This is a genomic window from Nisaea sediminum (assembly GCF_014904705.1).
Taxonomy (GTDB): Bacteria; Pseudomonadota; Alphaproteobacteria; order Thalassobaculales; family Thalassobaculaceae; genus Nisaea; species Nisaea sediminum.
Genome location: NZ_JACZCQ010000010.1, coordinates 190,221 through 209,703, shown reverse-complemented (window position 1 = coordinate 209,703; position 19,483 = coordinate 190,221). Strand labels below are relative to the sequence as shown.

The following is a 19,483-nucleotide window of genomic DNA, read 5'->3' as shown; positions in this document are numbered from 1 at the left end:
TGAAAACCGCCCCCACATCCCTAAAATACCATGCAATGATGCATGGAATATCGCCTCTGAGAATCCTTTTTGTCGCCTTCCGATATTTTGTCCCGGCCGAAGGATGGCACACCGGGCAAAGCCGGAGATGACGGCAGCGGACGGTTTCTGCTTTCGGCTTGCCTTTGCCGGGCGTGCTGGGGCAGAAGGCCCGCCACGGGGGATGACGAGTGATTTCTCTTGAACAGGTGAACGTAACGGTTCCCGGCCGGACCGTACTGGAGGACGTTTCGCTGACGCTGCGCGAGCGGCGGATCGCCGTGATCGGCGCGAACGGCTCCGGCAAATCGACATTCGCCCGGCTCCTGAACGGTCTCGTGAGACCCAGCTCCGGGCGGGTCACGGTGGATGGGGTCGATACCGCGAAGGATGCGAAGGCGGTGCGGCAGCTGGTCGGTTTCCTCTTCCAGGATCCGGACAACCAGATCGTCATGCCTCTGGTGGAGGAGGACCTGCGTTTCAGTCTGAAAGCACTGAAGCTCGACCGGCCGGAGGAGGATGCGGCGATCGAGCGGATCCTCGCCCGCTTCGCCCTCGGCCATCTCCGCGAGCAACCGTCGCACAATCTGAGCGGTGGCGAGAAGCAGCTTCTGGCGCTCGCCAACATCCTGCTTCGGGCACCGCGCTATCTGGTGCTGGACGAGCCGACGACCCTTCTGGACCTGCGGAACCGCCGCCGCGTGATGGAAGCGATCGACGCACTCCCGGAAACCGTTATCTGCGTCACCCACGATCTGGAAATCGCCGCCGGGTACGAGCGCGTCCTGCTCCTGGAGGACGGTCGGGTGCTCGACGACGGCCCCGCGGAGACCGTGATCGCGCGCTACCGGAGCATGGCGGAATGAACCTCTCCCTCTACCAGCCCGGCACCTCGCCCGTGCACAGACTGCGCACCGTCTGGAAACTCGCCGGGCTCTTCGCCGCGGGCATCGCCGTCCTGCTGACGGAGTCTCCGCTTCTGCTCGCGGCCGGCCTTGCCGCCGTGATTGCCTGTTTCACGCTCGCTCGCCTGCCACTCGGCGCGGTGCTCCGGCAGGCACTCCCGCTGTTCGCCGTTCTCGCCCTGTTTTTCGCCGCACATGCCATCTTCACATCGCCGGAACTCGGCACCGTGCTAGTTCTCCGTTTCGCGACGATCATCGGCTGCGGCCTGCTGCTCACATTGACGACCAAGGTCTCGGACATGATGTCCGTGCTCGAGGGCGCACTCCGTCCGCTCGCCTTCTTCGGAATCAATCCGGCGAAGATCAGCCTTGTCTTCGCGCTCACAATCCGGTTCATTCCGGTACTCGCCGACACATGGATGTCGGTACGTGCGGCACAGCAGGCACGCGGGCTCGGCGGCAATCCGCTGGCCATCCTGGTCCCTGTCACGGTCCAGACCCTGCGCCGCGCCGACCGGATCGCGGAGGCCATCGAGGCCCGCGGCGTCGAGCTCTGAGAAAACGAACAAGGAAGTTTCCATGACCACACGCGACCTCGTTCTGATCGCGCTCTTCGCCGCCATCACCGCGGTGCTCGGGCTGTTCCCGGCCCTGACCCTGCCATTGACCGGCGTCCCGGTGACGGCACAGACACTCGGCGTGATGCTCGCGGGCTCGCTGCTCGGCGCCAGGCGTGGCGGTCTCTCCCTCGTCGTTTTCCTGATCCTGGTGGCGCTGGGCTTGCCGCTGCTCGCCGGCGGACGGGGCGGCGCCGCGGTTTTCGCCGGCGTGACAGCCGGTTTCCTCTTCTCCTGGCCGATTGCCGCATGGCTGATCGGCTGGCTCACCGAGAAGAACTGGGAGCACTACAATCTCTGGCGCGCCGTCGCGATCAATGTCCTCGGCGGCATCGTGCTGGTTTATGCGGGCGGTATCGCCTGGATGGTCGCGGTCGCCGGCATTCCGCTGGACAAGGCGCTCTACGGCTCGCTTCCGTTCATTCCGGGCGACGCGCTCAAGGTCGCCGTCGCCGCGACAGCGGCGGTCGCATTACGGCGCTATCAGCAGCACCCGCTCGGGCACCCCGCATAGACGGACGTGTCTTCCTGAACAAACGAAAAGCGGCCCGGTGGGCCGCTTTGTTTTTTTTGACGCGGGACGCTCAGACAGCGATGTCGAGCGTCGTCCCGCGGTTCGGGTCGCCGGAATTCGGCAGACGGTCGTCACGCGATTGCGTGCCCGCTCCCGGATTATCGTTCTCGCCCCGGCTACTGGCGGTTTCCGCAACGCCGGTCGACGGCTCGTTGGCGGCGGTATCGAGCCGCGCCGTATTGACGCCATTCTCCTGCGCCTCACCGCCACGCTCTTCACTCGCAGGTGCCTGCTCCTGCGGCCTCACGAGGCCTCTGAGGTCCGCAAGTGATGCGCTGATCGCTGATCCGACAGCCATGATCGTCTCCACCTTAATGATCCGGATTTCTCCGGAAATCGCCTTCAAATATAGTTGCGGCCCGCGACAAGTTCAATCACGGATCTTGCCGGCTCCGCCGAACGCCGCCCGGAAATCCTCGGCCAGCAGAGCCGCATCCGCCGCCGGAACGCCGATGCGGACGATCCCGTCCGCGATGCCGAGGGCAAGGCGGATCTCCTGCGGCACGGCTTCGTGGGACCGGCGCGCATAGTGCCAGTACGTCCCGGGCAGGCCCGGAGCAAGGCCCGGACCGAAACACCGCAGCCGGCCGAGAGCGCCCGCGACCTCCGCAGCCGTCCCTTTCAGCGTCAGCGACAATTCCGCCGCGCCGCCGCCGGGATAGAACAGGTCCACCACGAAGTCTGCCTGCCCGAGAGCGTCCGCCAGCGCCGCCGTACTGGCCGCCCGCCTCGCCATTTCCTCCGGAAGCCCCTCGAGGTCCCGGAGCATGTCCGCCGCCTGCCCTGGTTGAGGCAGCGCATCGTAGGCCATCTGCAGAAACGCAAAGCGATCCTCCGCGAAACCCCGGTCCCGCGAGAACGCGACCAGACCGCCGCGCGCACCGGCGCTCCGTTCCGAGAACGCGCGTCCGGGAGCGGCGGAAAAGACGATGTGAGCCCCTGACGCGAGGGATTGTGCGCCCGCATGTGTCCATGCGGAGATGTCGACGACGGTGGAGATGTCGCGGGACCTGGCGAACCGCGCGAGCGCCGGGAGATCGGGGCCGGAAAGCCTCGGTCCGGCAAGCGCCTCAATCCAGAGCAAGCGCGTTTCCGCAGATACCGCCGCCTCCACCGCGGCGAGGTCCGCCATGTCGACGAACCCGACCTTCAGTCCCGCGGAACGCCGGCGAATGCCTTCGATCATGCGGTAGACGTCGGCCTGGAGGCCTTCGGAGACCAGGATGTGCGCACCACCATCCAGCAGATCGAGCAGGGCCGAGACCGCAAGCGGGGCCGACGCGAAGGCATATCCGTTGCCGCCCTCATTGGCCCGCGCGAAAGCCGTTTCCAGCACCGCGACTTCCGGCGGCCTTTGGAACGCCCGCATGGTTCAGCGTCCGCCCAGGATCCGCACGCTGGTCCGGCCGAGCTCGAAGAGCGGCTCGAAACGAAGGAAACGCATCGAGGAATCGCCGACATAGGTACGCCAGACCTCGATCGTATGATCGATCCGGCTCATGCTGTCGCCGAGCTGGTAGAACCGCTTCCCCGCGCTGTTCAGGAACTTGATGAACGGCTCCGGGCTCTTGTGATCGCGGAACAGGATCTCGTAGGAATTGCGGTAGTCGGACAGCATCAGATGCACCGCTTTCCAGCGCTTCTGGTAAAGTTTCCGCCACTCGCCGATTTGCTGATCCAAAGACATCTGTGCCATCGACGGCATCGAATCGAGCGGCCGCGACTCCGAATTCAGCCAGTTCGCGTAGTCTTTCCAGGTTTCCTGGCGACGGGAGAAGACATAGTCGTAATAGATGATGCCTTTCCAGGCATAGAGGGTTTCGGCGGCATCGGCCTCGCTGATCCGCATCGCCTTGATGACGGGCTTCAGCGCGTCCATGTCGTTGCCGTCCCACAGCTTGTTCACCAGAGTCTTCAGGTAAACGGCACGGTTGGCATCCGTAACACCCTCGAATGCGGTTTCCACGATCGGCTGGAACTGGCGCATGACGTGATCGCGGACGCGCCCGAACTCCGCCTCGGTGATCTCGAAATAACCCGGATGCGGATCGAAACCTTCCGACTCCATGCGCTCGCGGAACAGAAAAGGATCCACGGATGGCAATTCGTCGATGATCTTCAGGATCTTCAGATCCGCCTGCGCCTCCTCGGACGCTTCCGAGGCGGACATCCCGGCATGGAACTGCAAGGCTGTCCGGAGATTGCGGTCGTTCAGGAAGATCGACTTGCCGCCTTCCAGATTGGCCTTCTGGTTGTAGGAAAAGAAGATCTTGGTTCCGACCGGGTTTGGCGACGCCTCCCTCATGTCGTCGTCCGGATAGACTTCCTTCATGAAGATCGCGTTGTTGAGATCGTTGGTCTTGAACAGGAACTGACCCGGCGCCCCGCCGGCGGCGAGCACATTCCTGTGCAACGCCGCGCAATTGAAGACGCGCGACGAGCCCGCCTGCAGCATTCGGGACAGCTGCTCTACGGCAAGTCGCTCTATCGAAACACGTTTACGCGTATGACCCATGGTCGGGAGTATGTACCAAAAGTTACATCCAGGCTTCGATCAAATGCGGGCCGGGCTCGTTCAGTGCACGCTCGAACTGCTGGTTGAACTCCTCCGCGGTCGTCGCGCGGGTCGCCGGTACCCCCATTCCGGCGGCAAGCTGCCGCCAGTCGAGATCCGGCCGGCCGATCTCCAGCATATCGAAGGCCTTGCGGCCCGGATTCTGCGCGCCGACATTCATCAGCTCGCCTTTCAGGATTTCATACGTCCGGTTGGCAAAGATAACGTTAACCACATCGCATTTCTCGCGCGCCTGGGTCCAGAGCGCCTGAAGCGTATACATGCCGCTGCCGTCGCCTTCGAGGCAAATCACCTTGCGGTCCGGGCAGGCGATGGCCGCGCCGGTCGCATAGGGCATACCAATGCCGATCGAGCCGCCGGTCAGCGCCAGCCAGTCATGCGGCTCGGTGCCTGCCGTGAACGGCATCAGGCCGCGTCCGGACGTTACGGATTCGTCCGCGATGATCGCGTCCTTCGGCATGAAATGCCCGATGGCCGACGCGATGCTCTCCGGCGTCAGTTCGCCCGTCATCAGGTCAGGCTTCTTCGCCTCCTGGCGGATCGGTTCGACATCGGTGGCACCGACCTCGTCGGCAATGTCGCGCAGTGCCGCGAGCAGATCGTAGCCTTCCGGCGCGACCTCGACGACCTTGCAGCTTTCCGGGATCAGCACGCTGGGCTTGTTCGGATAGGCGAAGAACGCCACCGGAACCGGCGCGCCGAGCAGGATCAGATGCTTCACGGTGCCGAGCTGCTTCAGGGCGATGTCGACAGGATACTGGATGCGCTCGACCGGGACGCGGCCCGCGCCGCGCTCCCAACGCCGGTTACTGGTCTTGCAGGACAGCCGGCAGCCGGTTTTGGCGGCAATGCGCCCGGCCATTTCCAACGCCTCGCCCATAAGGGCCGTGTCGGACATGTGGATCATGCATTCCTCGCCGGAAACGAGGGCCGCCGCCGCGGCGCGGACCGCCTCCTCCGGCGCCTTCGGCCGGGCAACCGGCGGCACCGGCGCGGCCGGACCGTCGGACTCCTCCCAGGCGGTGTTGGCCGGCAGGATCAGGGTCGCGATCTGGCCCGGGACGCCCATGGAAGCGGCGACCGCCTCGGCCCCGTCCTTCGCGACGTCCTTCGACGACATGGAGGTCTTCACCCAGCCCGAGACCGGACGGGCGATACCCTCGATGTCGGCCGTCAGCGGTGCATTGTGCTCCACATGGTAGGTCGCGTGCTCGCCGACGATGTTGACGATCGGCGTGAAGGCCTTCTTGGCATTGTGCAGGTTGGCGAGGCCGTTACCCAGCCCCGGGCCAAGGTGCAGCAGGGTGGAAGCTGGCTTGCCGGCCATCCGGGCATAACCGTCTGCCATGCCGGTGACGACGCCCTCGAACAGGCCGAGCACGCAGCGCATGCCCTCGACCCGGTCAAGCGCGGCGACGAAATGCATCTCCGAGGTGCCGGGGTTGGAGAAACACACGTCCACTCCGGACGCGACAAGGGTTCGCACCAGGCTCTCTGCGCCGTTCATCTTTTTCCTCTGAAATCGGGGAGGTCGGGAAAGGAAGAGGGATGATGGCAACGGGCCGCCGAAAGAGCAAGTCCGGCGGCCCAGTTACTCTGTCCGATTTGGCGTTAGCGCTGTTCTAGCCCGCGATCGCGTGCAGCTTGCGGGCCTTTGCGCCGAGCTCGTGATCGTGGGTCCGGATGAATTCCTTCACCATCGGTGCGATTTCCCGCCGCCAGCGTCCACCGTTGAAGATGCCGTAATGTCCGACATTCTTCTGCAGGTGATAATGCTTCATCGAATCCGGAAGGTTGGAGGCGAGATCGAGCGCGGCCTTGGTCTGGCCGACGCCGGAAATATCGTCCAGTTCACCCTCGACGCAGCATATCGCCGTCCTCGTGATCGCTTCCGGCTTCACCGGATGCCAGCGTGCGATCATCTCGCCCTTCGGCAGGGAATGTTTCTGGAACACGGTCTCGACCGTCTGCAGATAGAATTCCGCCGGCAGATCCATGACCGCGAGATATTCCTCGTAGAAGGCCTTCCGCTTGTCCGCCTCTTCGTCGTCGCCCTGGACCAGGTGATCGAACAGCTCGTTCAGCGAGATCATGTGCCGGTCGAGGTTCATCGAAATGAAGTTGGTGAGCTGGATGAAACCCGGATAGACCCGGCGGCCCATGCCCGGATAGGGCGGCGGCACCATGGTCACGACATGGCGCTCGAACCACTCGATGGCGTGTTCCTTGGCGAGCTTGTTGACCGCCGTCGGGTTGCGTCTTGTATCGATCGGCCCACCCATCAGGGTCATCGACGCCGGGGCGCAGATATCTCCCCAGCCGGACATCACGGACACCGCGGCGAGCACAGGCACGCTCGGCTGGCAGACCGCGATCACATGCGTGTTCGGCCCGAGATAGTGCAGGAAGTCGATAATGTAATCGATGTAGTCGTTCAGATTGAAACGGTCGGAGGTGATCGGCACGTAGCGGCAGTCGTTCCAGTCGGTCACGTAGACGTCGTGGTCCGGAAGCATCGCTTCCACGGTACCCCGCAACAGCGTTGCGTAGTGCCCTGAAAGCGGCGCCACCACCAGCAGCTTCGGATCCTTGCGCTTGGTGTCACGCTTGAAATTCACCAGGCTGCAATAGGCACGATGGATCACGGCGTCTTCCTCGACCGCGACCTCCTTGCCGTCGATCACCGTCTTGTCGAGCCCCCATTCCGGCTTGCCATACCGTCGGGTCACGCGTTCGAAAAGCTCCGCCGCGGACCCGATCTGCCGGCCGATCGGCGTATAGGAGAGCGGGCTCCAGGGCGCCATGACCGAATTGCGGACCGCCTGCGCACCGAGACGCCACGGCATGATCGCCATACGGGTGGCTTCATACATATGATACAGCATTGCTTTGGCTCCGTTCTCCGGAGGACGCGGCGATAGCCGGGGCCGGCCGCCGCAATCTCCACACCATTGGCCGACGATAGTGGCACTGTCTTTGCTGCATTGCACCAAAGAAAGTGGAACGCGTGTTTCAGATGCCGGTTGCGGCGCTCAGTGAACCGCCGGCGATTTCAGGAGTGCATCGCGCGAAATCGACCGCACTTTCGCATTCAGGATCTCGCCGTCGCGTGCGAGCGAGAGCGGTACGGTGACCCCCGCCTCGCCCAGGGCCCAGACATGGCGGAAGAATTCCGCAAGCGATTTGACCCGCGCGTCGTCCACGGCGACGACGATGTCGCCGACCTGGATATTCGCCTCGTCGGCCGGGCCGTTCTCGCTCAGGGCGGCGACCACGACCTGGTCCTGAATCTCCGTACCGAAAATGCCGAGCCACGGGCGCGGCGGCTTTGCGACCCGTCCGAAGGTCGAAAGCTGATCGAGAATCGGTTTGAGAAGATTGATCGGCACCACCATGTTGCCGTCGATCGCGCCGTCCTCGGTGGTCTGCTGCACCATGAGCGAGCCGATCCCGAGCAGGCTTCCATCCGGACCGATCAGACCGCAGCCGCCCCAGTTGGGATGTGCCGGCGCGGTGAAGATCGCCTTGTCGAGCAGATATTCCCAGTAGCCTGCGAATTCACGGATCGCCATGACCTCAGCCGCAACGGCCGTCTTCGCGCCGCCGACGCCGCCGAGGATCACCGGATCGCCCTCTTCGAGAATGTCCGAATCTCCGAGCGGGAGCGCCGGAAGATCGAGATGTCCGAGAGCCTGTACGAGACCGAAACCTGTTTCCTGATCGTATCCGAGCACATGGCCGGCGAGGGCGCGGCCGAAATTATCGGTGATCCAGACCTGCTCGGCCTCCGTCACGAGATAGCCGATGGTCAGAACCAGTCCGTCCTCGCGGATCACGACACCGTTGCCGCTCCGCTCCGTGCCGAGAATGTCTGCCGTGAAGGCATCGTCCGGGATGGCCGTTCTGATCCCGACCAGGGAAGCATAGACCCGGTCGAGATCGAAACCGTAATCCTGCTGTCGAGGCGACTGTGCGCGTTCCTGTTCCATCATGTCCCGACGCTATGACATATCCGGCCCCGTCGCACCACTATACAGACCCGCTCTGCGGTTGGAAGTCCGCACGGGCAAGGTCGCGAGAGGATCTCGGGCGGATGCGGCAAAACGCAGGCTCGCAGACCTCAGCGGGCCGAGTTGCCGCGCATATAGCGTTTCTCCGGACGATACGGATGAAACAGAGCATGCACGGATTTACGTACAATTTCCATTATGCGGACCATTCTGTCCTACTCCGTCGGCTCTGAGCCCGGCTCCAGCGCCCTTGCGCGGTGCCCCGGCCCTTTTTCGGTTTAAGTACGAAAGTATGCAATTGGCGGGCCAAGGAGAGGTCCGATGCATTACGTCGCCTACTGTGCGATATGGGAATGAAGATAACGTAAAGAAACCAAGGGATTTGACCAAAATGCGCAGCGCGCTGACGGGCTGTGAACAAACTCACTCCCGTTCGCCATCGGACGGGAACGCTTCGATCTCATCGTCTCATGCGCAAAAGATTGGCAAAGCGGCATTCGGATGACCAAAAGACCAGCAGCCTTCCTCGACCGTGACGGCGTCCTCAACCGGGACTCCGGCTACCCGCACAAGCCTGAACAGATCGAGTGGATCGCCGGCGCCCCCGAGGCCGTAGCGCTGCTCAAGGCGCGCGGATACCTCGTGTTCATTGTCACCAATCAGTCCGGAATTGCGCGCGGCTATTTCGGCCCCGAAGAGGTAGAGGCCCTGCATCGCTGGATGGACCGGGAACTGCGCGCTGCCGGCGGCGGGATCGACGATGCCCGCTACAGTCCGTTCCATCCGGATTTTGACGACGGCCGGTTCAGTGATCTCGCCCATTGGCGCAAGCCGGCCCCCGGAATGATCCTCGATTTGCTCGAGCACTGGGACGTGGATCTCTCCCGCTCCTTTCTGATCGGCGACAACCTGACGGACCTTGAGGCCGCAGAAGCGGCCGGGTTGCCCGGCTTCCAATTCACCGGCGGCGATCTCAGGGATTTCGTTGAAAATCTGCTCTCGAAGAAAGCCGACTGAGCGCCCGCAATAAAAAATGGTTTCCGTTTCCGCATTGCGGAACCTCAGCTTGCGCGACCGCGCTCGGATCACGAGGATGCGCCGCGATTCAGATGAACATGACCCCATGCGGAAAGGGCTTCCCAATGACCAGCCGGACCGAGATCGGCAGCCTGCAGATCGACTCAGCGCTCTACGAGTTCATCAATAAAGAAGCCCTGCCGGGCACGGGCGTCGACGCGGCCGCCTTCTGGAACGGCCTGGACAAGATTGTCCGTGACTTCGCTCCGAAGAACCGCGCCCTCGTCGCCAAGCGCGACGAGCTGCAGAACAAGATCGACGCCTGGCACAAGGCCAATCGCGGCGCCGGCTTCGATCTCGACGCCTACAAGGCGTTTCTGAAGGAAATCGGCTATCTGGTCGAGGAAGGCCCGGCCTTCTCCGTCGGCACCACGGGTGTCGATGCGGAGATCGCGACGGTTGCCGGCCCTCAGCTCGTCGTTCCGGTGATGAACGCACGATACGCGCTGAACGCCGCCAACGCGCGCTGGGGCAGCCTCTATGACGCGCTTTACGGCACCGACGCCATCTCCGACGAAGGCGGCGCCGAAGCAGGCGGAACCTATAATCCGAAACGCGGCGCCAAGGTCATCGCCTGGGCCCGAGACTTCCTCGATCGTTCGGCGCCGCTCGCGTCCGGCAGCCATGCCGATGCGGCCGGCTATTCCGTCTCCGGCGGAGCTCTTTCGGTCGCCCTCAAGAACGGCGGCGCCACCGGCCTGAAGAACCCGGCACAGTTCGCGGGTTACAAGGGCGATGCGGGCGCGCCCAGCGGGATCCTGCTGAAGAACAACGACCTGCATTTCGAGATCGTCATCGACAAGAACCATCCGATCGGCAAGGACGATGCGGCCGGCGTCGCCGACGTCATCGTCGAGGCGGCGCTGACCACGATCATGGACTGCGAGGATTCCGTCGCCGCGGTCGATGCCGAGGACAAGGTGCTGGCCTATCGGAACTGGCTCGGCCTGGTGAAGGGCGATCTCTCCGACAGCTTCGTGAAGGGCGGCAAGGAGGTCGTCCGCAAGCTGAACCCCGACCGCACCTACACCGCGCCGAACGGCAGCGGCGAAGTGCGCCTGCATGGCCGCAGCCTGATGCTGGTGCGCAATGTCGGCTTGCTGATGACCAACCCGGCGATCCACTATGACGGCGGCAAGGAAATCCCGGAATGCATCATGGACGGCGTCTTCAATGCCGCCATCGCCCTGCATGACATCCGCGGCGCCAACAAGGGTGGCAACAGCCGTGCCGGGTCGGTCTACACCGTGAACCCGAAGATGCACGGGCCGGAGGAAGTCGCCTTCATCGAAGCGCTCTTCAGCGAGACCGAGAAGCTGCTCGACCTGCCGACCAATACCCTGAAGATGGGCATCATGGACGAGGAGCGCCGCACCACGGTGAACCTCAAGGAATGCATCCGCGCCGCCAAGGACCGGGTGGTCTTCATCAATACCGGCTTCCTCGACCGCACCGGTGACGAGATCCACACCTCGATGGAAGCGGGCCCGATGATCCGCAAGGGCGACATGAAGGCGTCCTCATGGATCAAAGCCTATGAGGACTGGAACGTCGATATCGGCCTCGAATGCGGACTGCAGGGCCATGCCCAGATCGGCAAGGGCATGTGGGCCATGCCTGACCTGATGGCGGAAATGCTGAAGCAGAAGAAGGCGCATCCGGAAGCTGGAGCGAACACGGCCTGGGTGCCGTCGCCGACCGCCGCCGTGCTGCATGCGACTCACTATCACGACCTGAACGTGAAACAGCGCCAGAACGAGCTGAAGTCGCGCGGACGGGCCAATCTGGACGACATTCTCTCGATCCCGGTGGCCGAGCGGCCGAACTGGGACGCGGCGACGATCCAGCAGGAACTGGACAACAACGCCCAGGGTATCCTCGGCTATGTGGTGCGCTGGGTCGATCAGGGCGTCGGCTGCTCCAAGGTGCCGGACATCAACAATGTCGGGCTGATGGAAGACCGCGCGACCCTGCGCATCTCCAGCCAGCATATTGCCAACTGGCTGCATCACGGCGTCTGCACCGCAGCTCAGGTCGAGGAGACCATGAAGCGCATGGCGAAGGTGGTGGACGGTCAGAACGCGGGCGATCCCGCCTACAAGCCGATGGCGCCCGACTATGACAAGAGCATCGCCTTCAAGGCGGCCTGCGATCTGGTCTTCAAGGGCCGCGAGCAGCCGAGCGGCTACACCGAGCCCGTGCTGCACGGCCGGCGCCTCGAAGTAAAAGCCGCCGGATAACGATGAGCCCGTCATCCGGGACAGCTCTCGACGGCCTGATTGAGGCCGTCCGGGCGCTGATCCCGGACGCCGGTATCGTTCACCTGTCGAGCGACACGATTGCTCCCGGCCCGGGAAGTTACCTGCTCCTCCTGCAGCTGCAAGCGCCCCTCTCCGTTCAGATTGCAAAGCGCGAGATCGGTCTGCCGGCAGGTCTCTATGTGTATTCAGGCAGTGCAAGAGGACCCGGCGGCCTAAAGGCGCGCCTTGGCCGGCACCTGCGCGGCAACGGCCGGCCACGATGGCATGTCGACCAGATCACCACCTGCGCGGCCAGCCGCGCCGGCCTGTCCTTCAGGTCATTCACGGAATGTGACCTGATTTCAAAGCTTCTTGAATCCTCGGATTTTTCTGTGCCGATAAGGGGATTCGGCAGCAGCGACTGCAATGTCTGCCCGGCGCACCTGATCCAGTTCCGGGCGTGCCCGGAAAACTGATCAGTCTTCCTCCCGCGGCCGCAGTCCCAGATCCATGACCTGCTTGCGCGCTTCGTCGTCCTCGACACCTTCGACTGCCGATAACAGCATCGCCGCCGCGACAACACCTTCCATATGGGCCTTAAGGGGCGACAAGCCGCGATCGAACGACTCAACGACGGTTTCATAATATGCGTCTTCGATCATGCTAATCGTGGTTTGATCCACAGCAACCTCTAGAGGATGAGGGTAATGGTGATTCCCGCCACCGCCCCTTGCCGGACCCGTTCTGCGGAGACATGCGCAAGGATCGGGACACCTCCGGACACCTGTTCCAGGCAGCTGGGAGAGAGCACGTCCCGCTCCCGGAAGGAGTTCGAACCGGTTCTCTCAGCCTAAGAGGTGACCCCTAACAAATAGTGACTCGGCGCAAATCTTTCACGCTTCGAGCCATACACGTTCCACAATCCGGCATTGCAGCGTCCCCCCGGCTCCCGGCCGGAGTCGTTCCGGCGGATGACGATTGTTCACAACCTTTTGAAATGCGGCTCGAAAATTCTCCTTCATACCAATCTGATCGAAATATGTGGAAGGCTCTGATCGGAAGGAACAAGGCCGGATGGATGTGACGGAACTGATCGCCGGCTGCGGCCTCACCGCAGAACAGATGCGCGCGCTCCCGCAGTGCTGGGATCGCCATGTAAGCCCGGAGATCGATGATACGCTCAAGGCCACATACGGGTTCTGCAAATCCTTTCCCGGATTGAAGGCGTTCCTCTGGGGCCAGAACGAAGGCGACTGGGTTGCGAACCAGCGGGACCGATGGGCCGCCGTGTTCCGCACCGGGATCGACGCCGCACATGTGGAAAGGATCCGCGGCTTCGCGAAGAGCGATCTCGAGAGCCGGATGAACCCCGCCGTCTACGGCCAGTTTTTCGCCTGCCTCGGCCGTGAGCTTTCCGCCCGCATCCTCGCATCGGGCGATGGAAGCCGGGAAGCCCGCGAGGCCAGCCTTCTTGTCGGTACATTGATGAACGCGGAAGCGACAATCGCCTCCTCCGCCTATAGCGAGGCGCAGACTGCGGCAACCCAGGCCACTGTCGATGGCCTGACAGGCATGATGGGAGAGAATGTGGGCACCATCATCGGAGACGTCGCCGGCGCCTCGGAACAGCTTTCCGCCAGCATGGCGACGATCCGCGAGAATGTCGGACGCAATCTCGATCATGCGACAGGTATTTCCGGCACCGTCGACAAAGCCGTCGCAAGGCTCTCCGAACTCTCCGCGGCCATCGACGGCATTCTGAAGCTCCTCGACGGGATAAAGTCGATCGCCGGCCAGACCAATATGCTGGCCCTCAACGCGACGATCGAAGCGGCGCGCGCCGGCGAGGCCGGGCTCGGCTTCGCCGTGGTCGCGAGAGAGGTGAAGATGCTCGCAACGGACAGCCGGGGAGCGGCTGACGGCATCGCGGAAATGACGACGAAACTGAGCGACACACTGGCCATGATCCAGGCCGGTTTCCAGGACATTTCGGAGCGGGTATCGATCATGGTGCAGTCGATCGAGGAAAACGGCTCCGCCGCGGACGAACAGCTCCGCGCGACAGGCAACATCGCCGACCGCATGTCTCAGCTCGGGCAGGAAATCGACGACGCCATTTCCGGAATCCGGCATCACTACGCCGGATAGCCGACCGGCGCCTTGGGGGGAGGACGACAGGATGATCCAGGCACCGGGCACGGAGTTCGTGAGCGCGTTTCTCGAACTCGCAACATACTGGGGCTATGCCGGTGCGCTGGTCGCCGCAGCCTTCCTCACCGCCGGCATCACCCGGATCGACCCCGGCAGCCGGGGCAGCTATCTGTTCCGTCTTCTGCTTATTCCCGCGACCGTCATTTTCTGGCCGGTCATTCTCTGGCGCTGGCTCGTTCTCGCGCGTTCCGGAGACTGGCAATGAAGCGGCCACATCAACGCTGGCACTTCCGTCTCTGGGTCGGACTTTCGCTGCTTTTGCCGGCGCTGATCCTGCTGACGGTGCTGCAGCGCCAGGAGCGCCCCGTCGAGCCCGTCGCCGATTACCTGACACGTCCGGCGGAGGGAGCGGCGCAATGAGCGTGCAATACCGTCCCGTCACCTGGACGCGGAACAAGCTGATCTATGACCTGATCCTCGGCTTCGGGATCTCGGCCTTCATCATCCTCTTTCTGCGCTACGCGCCCGGCTGGCTCGAGAGCCCCCATATCAGCGGCCCGCAATTGCGCATGCGCGCCTTCGGAACCTGCGCCTTCGTGTTGCTGACCATCGTGCTCTCGATCGGCCCGCTCGCCCGGCTCGACCCGCGCTTCCTGCCGCTGCTCTACAATCGCCGGCATTTCGGTGTCGCGCTCTTCTTCGTCGCGCTCGCCCATGCGCTCGCCGTGCTCGGCTGGTACATGGCCTTCAGTCCGACCGACCGGTATGTCGCGATTTTCGTCGCGAACAGCAGCGTCGGATCCTGGCAGGCCTTCCCCTTCGAATATCTCGGCATGTTCGCGCTGGCGGTGCTCTTCACCCTCGCCGCGACCAGCCATGATTTCTGGCTCAATTTCCTCGGCGCGCCGCTCTGGAAGGCGATCCACATGTCGGTCTATGCGGCCTATGCCGCCGTGGTCGGCCATATATGCCTCGGCCTGCTGCAGGCGGAGCATTCGCCTTGGCTCCTCGGCCTGACAGTTGCGAGCGTGGCTCTCGTCTGCGGATTGCATCTCGCTGCGGGACTGAGGGAAAGGAACATCGCGGAAGCCGAGAGCGTGAGAGGCGACGATGGCAACTGGGTGCATGCAGCCAACATCTCCGACCTGCCGCAAGAAGGGGGTGTCACCGTCTTCCTGCCGACCGGCGAAAAGGCGGCCCTGTTCCGCTATGACGGCAAGGTCTCGGCGCTCTCCAACGCCTGCGCGCATCAGAACGGACCGCTGGCGGAGGGACGGATCATCGACGGCTGCGTCACCTGTCCCTGGCACGGTTACCAGTACCGGCCGGAAGACGGCTGCTCGCCGGCTCCCTTCACCGAAAAAATCGCGACCTACCGGCTACGGCGCGACGGCGACCGGCTGCTGATCGACGCCAACGCCCTGCCGCCGGGAACGCCCGTGCCGCCGATCCTGCTGGAGGAAGGCGCATGAGCGGAGACCGGAAAGAGGACTTCTTCGTCGGCTATCTGAAGACGCCGCCGAGACTGGCCGTCTTCGTCGCTTTCGCCTCTGTCCTGCTGATCGGGCTCGGCATCGGCGGCGGCCTCGCCATGGTCGCCGGGCAGCGCGATTACACAGGCGGCGGCTTCCAGGGTGGCTATCAGGAGCATCTCGGCGTGCTCGAGACCGTGCCCTACCCGATGCTCCGCCTGCCCCCGAGCGAGGGTTATCCGGAGGGGCGGAGCATCCTGCTCATCGAGCCTGGAAAATCCGGTGCGCAGGGGCGCAGCAAGGGTCTCGACGGCAAGGCTGTAGATGCCGGTGGCGTCTTCGTCACCCGCGACGGGACCCGCATCCTCCAGGTCGGCGGCGCCGCGAAGATCCGCGCGGCCGAGGACGCAGGTCCGCTCGCCGGTTACACGCCGGGCCCGGACGTCCCGCTGGGCAAGGTCACGCTGCGCGGCGAGATCGTCGATACGAAATGCTATCTCGGCGCCATGCGGCCGGGCGAGGGCAAGGTGCACAGGGCCTGCGCCAATCTCTGCCTGATGGGAGGCATTCCGCCGATGCTCGCCGTCTTCTACGAGAACGCCCCGGCGACCCTGTTCCTGCTGACGGACCCGGACGGAAAGGCCCTCGACGCGGCGATCCTCGACTACGTGGCGCCCTATGTCTCGGTCGAGGGCGAGCTGTTCCGGCGCGGCGATCTGCTGATCCTGCGCACCTCGGCAGACCGCATGGAGATCCTCTGATGCGTCCGGCCGGGCTGGTATGGCCCCTCCTCGGCCTGCTCTATGCCGCCGGCGCCGGATGGCTGCTCTTCAACTATTCCGGCGAGGCGGCGAACCTCCTCCGCGGAAGCTGGCTGCATGATCTGAGGATCGTCGCCGTTCCCGTCTATGTCGCGCTGGGTCTATGGTTGGCGGAGCGGATCTGGAATTGGATCGAATCGCTGAAAGGCAAAAGCGGCCGACACTGAACGGACCGCCCGGAGGAGGGGGAAATGTCAATCAAGGGGAAGGTCATCGCAGTCAGCGGGGCATCCGGCAATCTCGGGCAGGCCTGCGTTGAGGCCGCACGCGCGGCGGGCGCGAAGGTCGCGACCATCGACCGGTCCGACCGGGGCAACGTCGCCGCGGACGAGAATGTCCTCCATCTCACCGGTATCGATCTCGGTGATCCCGACTCGCCGAAGCAAGCCATCGCGGATGTCCTTGACCGTTTCGGACGGCTCGACGCTGTTCTGAACACGGTCGGAGGCTTCGCCATGGGTTCCGTCGCCGACACGGACATTTCTGAATGGGAGAAGCTACACGCGATGAATTGCGTGACCGCCGTGAACCTGACGCGCGCGGCCGTGCCCACACTGCGGGCGGGCGGCGGCGGCGCGATCATCCATGTCGGCGCCCTCGCCGCTTTCAGCGCACCCGCGAATCTTGGCGCCTACGCTGCTTCCAAGGCTGCCCTGCATCGCCTCGTCGAGGCTGCGGCGGCGGAGCTCCGCGCCGACGGCATCCGGGTCAATGCCGTGTTGCCGAGCACCATCGACACACCGCAGAACCGGCAGGCGATGCCGAAGGCCGACACCTCGAAGTGGGTCAGCCCAGGCGCCATCGCCGAGGCAATGCTGATGCTCGCGGACGATGCCGCCCGCGCCGTTACCGGTGCGCTGATCCCTGTTACCGGCTGCGGCTGACAAGCACCGGAGGTGCGTGATCTAATCCCCGGACATCGGAGGTGGGTCATGGGAAAGAAAAGCGGCGAGAAGAGCCGTAAGCTCGGCCGCAAGGCCTACGAGAAAGCACTCTACGATCTGCAGGTCGAACTATGCCGCCTGCAGGCCTGGGTCAAGGCCTCGGGCGAACGGGCCATCGTCGTGTTCGAAGGCAGGGATGCCGCCGGCAAGGGCGGCGTCATCAAGCGCATCACCGAACGCGTGAGCCCGCGAGTCTTCAGGGTGGTGGCCCTGCCCGCGCCGTCGGAGCGGGAGAAGACCCAGCTCTACGTCCAGCGCTATATCGAGCATTTCCCGGCCGCCGGAGAGATCGTCCTCTTCGACCGCTCCTGGTACAACCGGGCCGGCGTCGAGCGGGTCATGGGCTTCACCGAAATGGAGCGGGTCGAGCATTTCCTCCGCACCATCAGCTTCTTCGAGCGCGAGGTCGCAGAGACCGGGATCAAGCTCATCAAGTATTTCCTCCATGTCGACCAGGAGGAGCAGGAGCGGCGCTTCCTCTCCCGCATGACCGATCCGACCAAGCACTGGAAGCTCAGCCCGATGGACATCGAGTCCTTCCGGCGCTGGGACGAGTACTCCATCGCCTATGACGAGATGCTGCGCGGCACCCACACGCCGGACACGCCCTGGTTCATTATCGACGCGAACGACAAGAAGCGGGCGCGGTTGAACCTGATCACCCATCTTCTCTCCCGGTTCGACTACGAGCCGATCCCTTTCGAGGCGCCGGATCTGCCCGCGCGTGAGACGATCGAGGGCGCGCCAGAGGACGGGCCGCGCTACGGTATCCGGATCCCGGAGCCCTATTGACCGGCACTCTGTTTCGCCAAGCGAAACTGAATTTCGAAAAGACTTGTCGCTCTCCCCCTCGGTTCGATATGACATATCAAAACGAATGGGAGGAAACGGTGAAGGAAGCCGTCATTCTGTCGACCGCCCGCACAGGGCTGGCGAAATCCTTTCGCGGCGCGTTCAACGACACCCACGGCGCGACCATGGCCGGCCATGCGCTGGGCCACGCTGTCAAGCGTGCGGGGGTCGATCCGGCCGAAATCGAGGATGTCATCCTCGGCTGCGGCCTGCCAGAGGCCGCGACAGGCAAGAACATCGCCCGCCTTTCCGCGATCCGAGCCGGGCTTCCGGTCTCGACCGGCGGCGTCACCGTCAACCGTTTCTGTTCCTCCGGCCTGCAGGCCATCGCCATGGCGGCGCAGCGCGTCATCGTCGACGGCGTGCCGGTGATGGCGGCGGGCGGCGTCGAATCCATCAGCCTGACCCAGGCCAATCTCAACCAGACCCGGCTCGAGGAGCCCTGGCTGATGGAGCACAAACCCGAGCTCTACCATTCCATGATCGAGACCGCGGATCTCGTCGCCGCGCGCTACGGGATCTCCCGCGAAGCGCAGGACGAATACTCCGTGCGGAGCCAGAAACGCACCGCCGCTGGTCAGGAGTCAGGCAAGTTTGACGACGAGATCGTTCCGATCTCCGTCGAGAAGCTGGTGAAGAACCGGGAAACCGGCGAGACCTCCCGCGAGACGGTCACGCTGACGAAAGACGAGTGCAACCGGCCAGGTACCACGCTGGAAAGCCTCGCCGGCCTCGAACCGGTCCGCGGAGCGGGGCACTTCATCACCGCGGGGAACGCCAGCCAGCTCTCCGACGGGGCGTCGGCCTGCGTCATCATGGATGCGAAGCTCGCAGAGCAGCGCAACCTCAGCCCGCTCGGCATCTTCCGCGGCCTCGCGACCGCCGGCTGCGAGCCGGACGAGATGGGGATCGGCCCGGTCTTCGCCGTGCCGCGTCTTCTGGAGCGGAACGGCCTCAAGGTGGACGATATCGATCTCTGGGAACTGAACGAGGCCTTTGCCTCCCAGGTTCTCTATTGCCGGGATAAACTCGGCATTCCGGATGAGAAACTGAATGTCAACGGCGGCTCGATCTCGATCGGCCATCCCTACGGGATGACCGGCTCGCGCATGGTCGGGCATGCCCTCATCGAGGGACGGCGCCGGGGCGCGAAATATGTAGTGACCACGATGTGCGTCGGCGGCGGCATGGGCGTCGCCGGCCTCTTCGAAGTGGCGTAAGGGAGCA

Annotated in this window: 22 protein-coding genes; 15 read left to right on the top strand and 7 right to left on the bottom strand. The window is 63.9% G+C overall.

The annotated features are described in order from the left end of the window. Nucleotides 1-209: 209 nt before the first annotated feature. From IG122_RS19810 to IG122_RS19800, 3 genes are read left to right on the top strand one after another with little or no spacing between them, the layout of a single operon-like run. Nucleotides 210-884, top strand: a complete 675-nt coding sequence (locus IG122_RS19810) for an energy-coupling factor ABC transporter ATP-binding protein (RefSeq protein WP_193187785.1) — start codon at nt 210-212, stop codon at nt 882-884. Further along, entirely contained in the window at nt 881-1,480 is a 600-nt protein-coding gene (locus IG122_RS19805; RefSeq protein WP_193187784.1) for an energy-coupling factor transporter transmembrane component T family protein, read from the top strand. Before IG122_RS19810 ends, IG122_RS19805 begins: the two co-directional genes overlap by 4 nt. Before the next feature lie 22 nt (nt 1,481-1,502). After that, on the top strand, nt 1,503-2,054 hold the full coding sequence (locus tag IG122_RS19800) for a biotin transporter BioY (RefSeq protein WP_193187782.1): 552 nt from the start codon (nt 1,503-1,505) through the stop codon (nt 2,052-2,054). A gap of 70 nt (nt 2,055-2,124) precedes the next feature. On the opposite strand, the gene IG122_RS19795 is transcribed toward IG122_RS19800, so the two are convergent. The 6 genes from IG122_RS19795 to IG122_RS19770 form a co-directional block, all read right to left on the bottom strand. After that, nucleotides 2,125-2,412: a hypothetical protein gene (locus IG122_RS19795; RefSeq protein WP_193187780.1), complete on the bottom strand. Its 288-nt coding sequence runs from the start codon at nt 2,410-2,412 to the stop codon at nt 2,125-2,127. 72 nt (nt 2,413-2,484) lie between these two features. Further along, entirely contained in the window at nt 2,485-3,483 is a 999-nt protein-coding gene (locus IG122_RS19790) for a PLP-dependent transferase (RefSeq protein ID WP_193187778.1), read from the bottom strand. 3 nt (nt 3,484-3,486) lie between these two features. Then, nucleotides 3,487-4,569 (bottom strand): hypothetical protein, encoded by a 1,083-nt coding sequence (locus tag IG122_RS19785; protein WP_193187776.1) that lies wholly within the window; start codon nt 4,567-4,569, stop codon nt 3,487-3,489. A gap of 82 nt (nt 4,570-4,651) precedes the next feature. Next, a complete protein-coding gene (locus tag IG122_RS19780; protein ID WP_193187774.1) occupies nt 4,652-6,196 on the bottom strand; it encodes an acetolactate synthase large subunit in 1,545 nt (514 codons plus the stop codon). 115 nt (nt 6,197-6,311) lie between these two features. Continuing rightward, entirely contained in the window at nt 6,312-7,574 is a 1,263-nt protein-coding gene (locus tag IG122_RS19775; RefSeq protein ID WP_193187772.1) for a polyhydroxyalkanoate depolymerase, read from the bottom strand. Between the two features lie 147 nt (nt 7,575-7,721). Continuing rightward, complete coding sequence (locus IG122_RS19770) at nt 7,722-8,678, bottom strand: S1C family serine protease (protein WP_226893776.1); 957 nt, start codon at nt 8,676-8,678, stop codon at nt 7,722-7,724. A 522-nt stretch (nt 8,679-9,200) separates the two neighbouring features. On the opposite strand from IG122_RS19770, the gene IG122_RS19765 reads away from it, so the two are divergent. The 3 genes from IG122_RS19765 (at nt 9,201) to IG122_RS19755 (ending at nt 12,492) form a co-directional block, all read left to right on the top strand. After that, on the top strand, nt 9,201-9,716 hold the full coding sequence (locus tag IG122_RS19765; RefSeq protein ID WP_193187768.1) for a D-glycero-alpha-D-manno-heptose-1,7-bisphosphate 7-phosphatase: 516 nt from the start codon (nt 9,201-9,203) through the stop codon (nt 9,714-9,716). A gap of 125 nt (nt 9,717-9,841) precedes the next feature. Further along, a complete protein-coding gene (locus IG122_RS19760) occupies nt 9,842-12,016 on the top strand; it encodes a malate synthase G (protein WP_193187766.1) in 2,175 nt (724 codons plus the stop codon). A gap of 2 nt (nt 12,017-12,018) precedes the next feature. After that, nucleotides 12,019-12,492: a GIY-YIG nuclease family protein gene (locus tag IG122_RS19755; protein WP_193187764.1), complete on the top strand. Its 474-nt coding sequence runs from the start codon at nt 12,019-12,021 to the stop codon at nt 12,490-12,492. Here the strand turns inward: IG122_RS19755 and IG122_RS19750 are convergent, their stop codons facing one another. Next, nucleotides 12,493-12,678, bottom strand: coding sequence for a hypothetical protein (locus IG122_RS19750; protein WP_226893775.1), 186 nt, complete (start codon nt 12,676-12,678; stop codon nt 12,493-12,495). 412 nt (nt 12,679-13,090) lie between these two features. On the opposite strand from IG122_RS19750, the gene IG122_RS19745 reads away from it, so the two are divergent. The 9 genes from IG122_RS19745 (at nt 13,091) to IG122_RS19705 (ending at nt 19,476) form a co-directional block, all read left to right on the top strand. Further along, nucleotides 13,091-14,164 carry a methyl-accepting chemotaxis protein gene (locus IG122_RS19745; RefSeq protein ID WP_193187762.1) on the top strand — a complete coding sequence of 358 codons (1,074 nt, stop codon included), beginning with the start codon at nt 13,091-13,093 and terminating at the stop codon, nt 14,162-14,164. 31 nt (nt 14,165-14,195) lie between these two features. Beyond that, nucleotides 14,196-14,432, top strand: a complete 237-nt coding sequence (locus IG122_RS19740; RefSeq protein WP_193187760.1) for a hypothetical protein — start codon at nt 14,196-14,198, stop codon at nt 14,430-14,432. Then, nucleotides 14,429-14,587 (top strand): hypothetical protein, encoded by a 159-nt coding sequence (locus tag IG122_RS19735; protein ID WP_193187758.1) that lies wholly within the window; start codon nt 14,429-14,431, stop codon nt 14,585-14,587. Before IG122_RS19740 ends, IG122_RS19735 begins: the two co-directional genes overlap by 4 nt. Further along, nucleotides 14,584-15,639: a Rieske 2Fe-2S domain-containing protein gene (locus IG122_RS19730; RefSeq protein ID WP_193187756.1), complete on the top strand. Its 1,056-nt coding sequence runs from the start codon at nt 14,584-14,586 to the stop codon at nt 15,637-15,639. The genes IG122_RS19735 and IG122_RS19730 overlap by 4 nt, the downstream gene beginning before the upstream one ends. Further along, entirely contained in the window at nt 15,636-16,400 is a 765-nt protein-coding gene (locus tag IG122_RS19725) for a hypothetical protein (RefSeq protein ID WP_193187754.1), read from the top strand. The genes IG122_RS19730 and IG122_RS19725 overlap by 4 nt, the downstream gene beginning before the upstream one ends. Then, complete coding sequence (locus IG122_RS19720) at nt 16,400-16,627, top strand: hypothetical protein (protein ID WP_193187752.1); 228 nt, start codon at nt 16,400-16,402, stop codon at nt 16,625-16,627. Before IG122_RS19725 ends, IG122_RS19720 begins: the two co-directional genes overlap by 1 nt. Before the next feature lie 24 nt (nt 16,628-16,651). After that, entirely contained in the window at nt 16,652-17,344 is a 693-nt protein-coding gene (locus IG122_RS19715; RefSeq protein WP_226893774.1) for an SDR family oxidoreductase, read from the top strand. Nucleotides 17,345-17,392: 48 nt separating this feature from the next. Next, entirely contained in the window at nt 17,393-18,196 is an 804-nt protein-coding gene (ppk2, locus tag IG122_RS19710; protein ID WP_193187750.1) for a polyphosphate kinase 2, read from the top strand. Between the two features lie 98 nt (nt 18,197-18,294). Continuing rightward, a complete protein-coding gene (locus IG122_RS19705) occupies nt 18,295-19,476 on the top strand; it encodes an acetyl-CoA C-acyltransferase (RefSeq protein WP_193187748.1) in 1,182 nt (393 codons plus the stop codon). The last annotated feature ends 7 nt before the right edge of the window (nt 19,477-19,483 follow it).

Excerpts from the sequence above, each read along its gene's own strand:
- IG122_RS19805 (WP_193187784.1), top strand. The coding sequence starts at position 881 with ATGAACCTCTCCCTCTACCAGCCCGGCACCTCGCCCGTGCACAGACTG.
- IG122_RS19800 (WP_193187782.1), top strand. The coding sequence starts at position 1,503 with ATGACCACACGCGACCTCGTTCTGATCGCGCTCTTCGCCGCCATCACC.
- IG122_RS19795 (WP_193187780.1), bottom strand. The coding sequence starts at position 2,412 with ATGGCTGTCGGATCAGCGATCAGCGCATCACTTGCGGACCTCAGAGGC.
- IG122_RS19790 (WP_193187778.1), bottom strand. The coding sequence starts at position 3,483 with ATGCGGGCGTTCCAAAGGCCGCCGGAAGTCGCGGTGCTGGAAACGGCT.
- IG122_RS19785 (WP_193187776.1), bottom strand. The coding sequence starts at position 4,569 with ATGCTGCAGGCGGGCTCGTCGCGCGTCTTCAATTGCGCGGCGTTGCAC.
- IG122_RS19780 (WP_193187774.1), bottom strand. The coding sequence starts at position 6,196 with ATGAACGGCGCAGAGAGCCTGGTGCGAACCCTTGTCGCGTCCGGAGTG.
- IG122_RS19775 (WP_193187772.1), bottom strand. The coding sequence starts at position 7,574 with ATGCTGTATCATATGTATGAAGCCACCCGTATGGCGATCATGCCGTGG.
- IG122_RS19770 (WP_226893776.1), bottom strand. The coding sequence starts at position 8,678 with ATGGAACAGGAACGCGCACAGTCGCCTCGACAGCAGGATTACGGTTTC.
- IG122_RS19765 (WP_193187768.1), top strand. The coding sequence starts at position 9,201 with ATGACCAAAAGACCAGCAGCCTTCCTCGACCGTGACGGCGTCCTCAAC.
- IG122_RS19760 (WP_193187766.1), top strand. The coding sequence starts at position 9,842 with ATGACCAGCCGGACCGAGATCGGCAGCCTGCAGATCGACTCAGCGCTC.
- IG122_RS19755 (WP_193187764.1), top strand. The coding sequence starts at position 12,019 with ATGAGCCCGTCATCCGGGACAGCTCTCGACGGCCTGATTGAGGCCGTC.
- IG122_RS19750 (WP_226893775.1), bottom strand. The coding sequence starts at position 12,678 with ATGATCGAAGACGCATATTATGAAACCGTCGTTGAGTCGTTCGATCGC.
- IG122_RS19745 (WP_193187762.1), top strand. The coding sequence starts at position 13,091 with ATGGATGTGACGGAACTGATCGCCGGCTGCGGCCTCACCGCAGAACAG.
- IG122_RS19740 (WP_193187760.1), top strand. The coding sequence starts at position 14,196 with ATGATCCAGGCACCGGGCACGGAGTTCGTGAGCGCGTTTCTCGAACTC.
- IG122_RS19735 (WP_193187758.1), top strand. The coding sequence starts at position 14,429 with ATGAAGCGGCCACATCAACGCTGGCACTTCCGTCTCTGGGTCGGACTT.
- IG122_RS19730 (WP_193187756.1), top strand. The coding sequence starts at position 14,584 with ATGAGCGTGCAATACCGTCCCGTCACCTGGACGCGGAACAAGCTGATC.
- IG122_RS19725 (WP_193187754.1), top strand. The coding sequence starts at position 15,636 with ATGAGCGGAGACCGGAAAGAGGACTTCTTCGTCGGCTATCTGAAGACG.
- IG122_RS19720 (WP_193187752.1), top strand. The coding sequence starts at position 16,400 with ATGCGTCCGGCCGGGCTGGTATGGCCCCTCCTCGGCCTGCTCTATGCC.
- IG122_RS19715 (WP_226893774.1), top strand. The coding sequence starts at position 16,652 with ATGTCAATCAAGGGGAAGGTCATCGCAGTCAGCGGGGCATCCGGCAAT.
- ppk2 (WP_193187750.1), top strand. The coding sequence starts at position 17,393 with ATGGGAAAGAAAAGCGGCGAGAAGAGCCGTAAGCTCGGCCGCAAGGCC.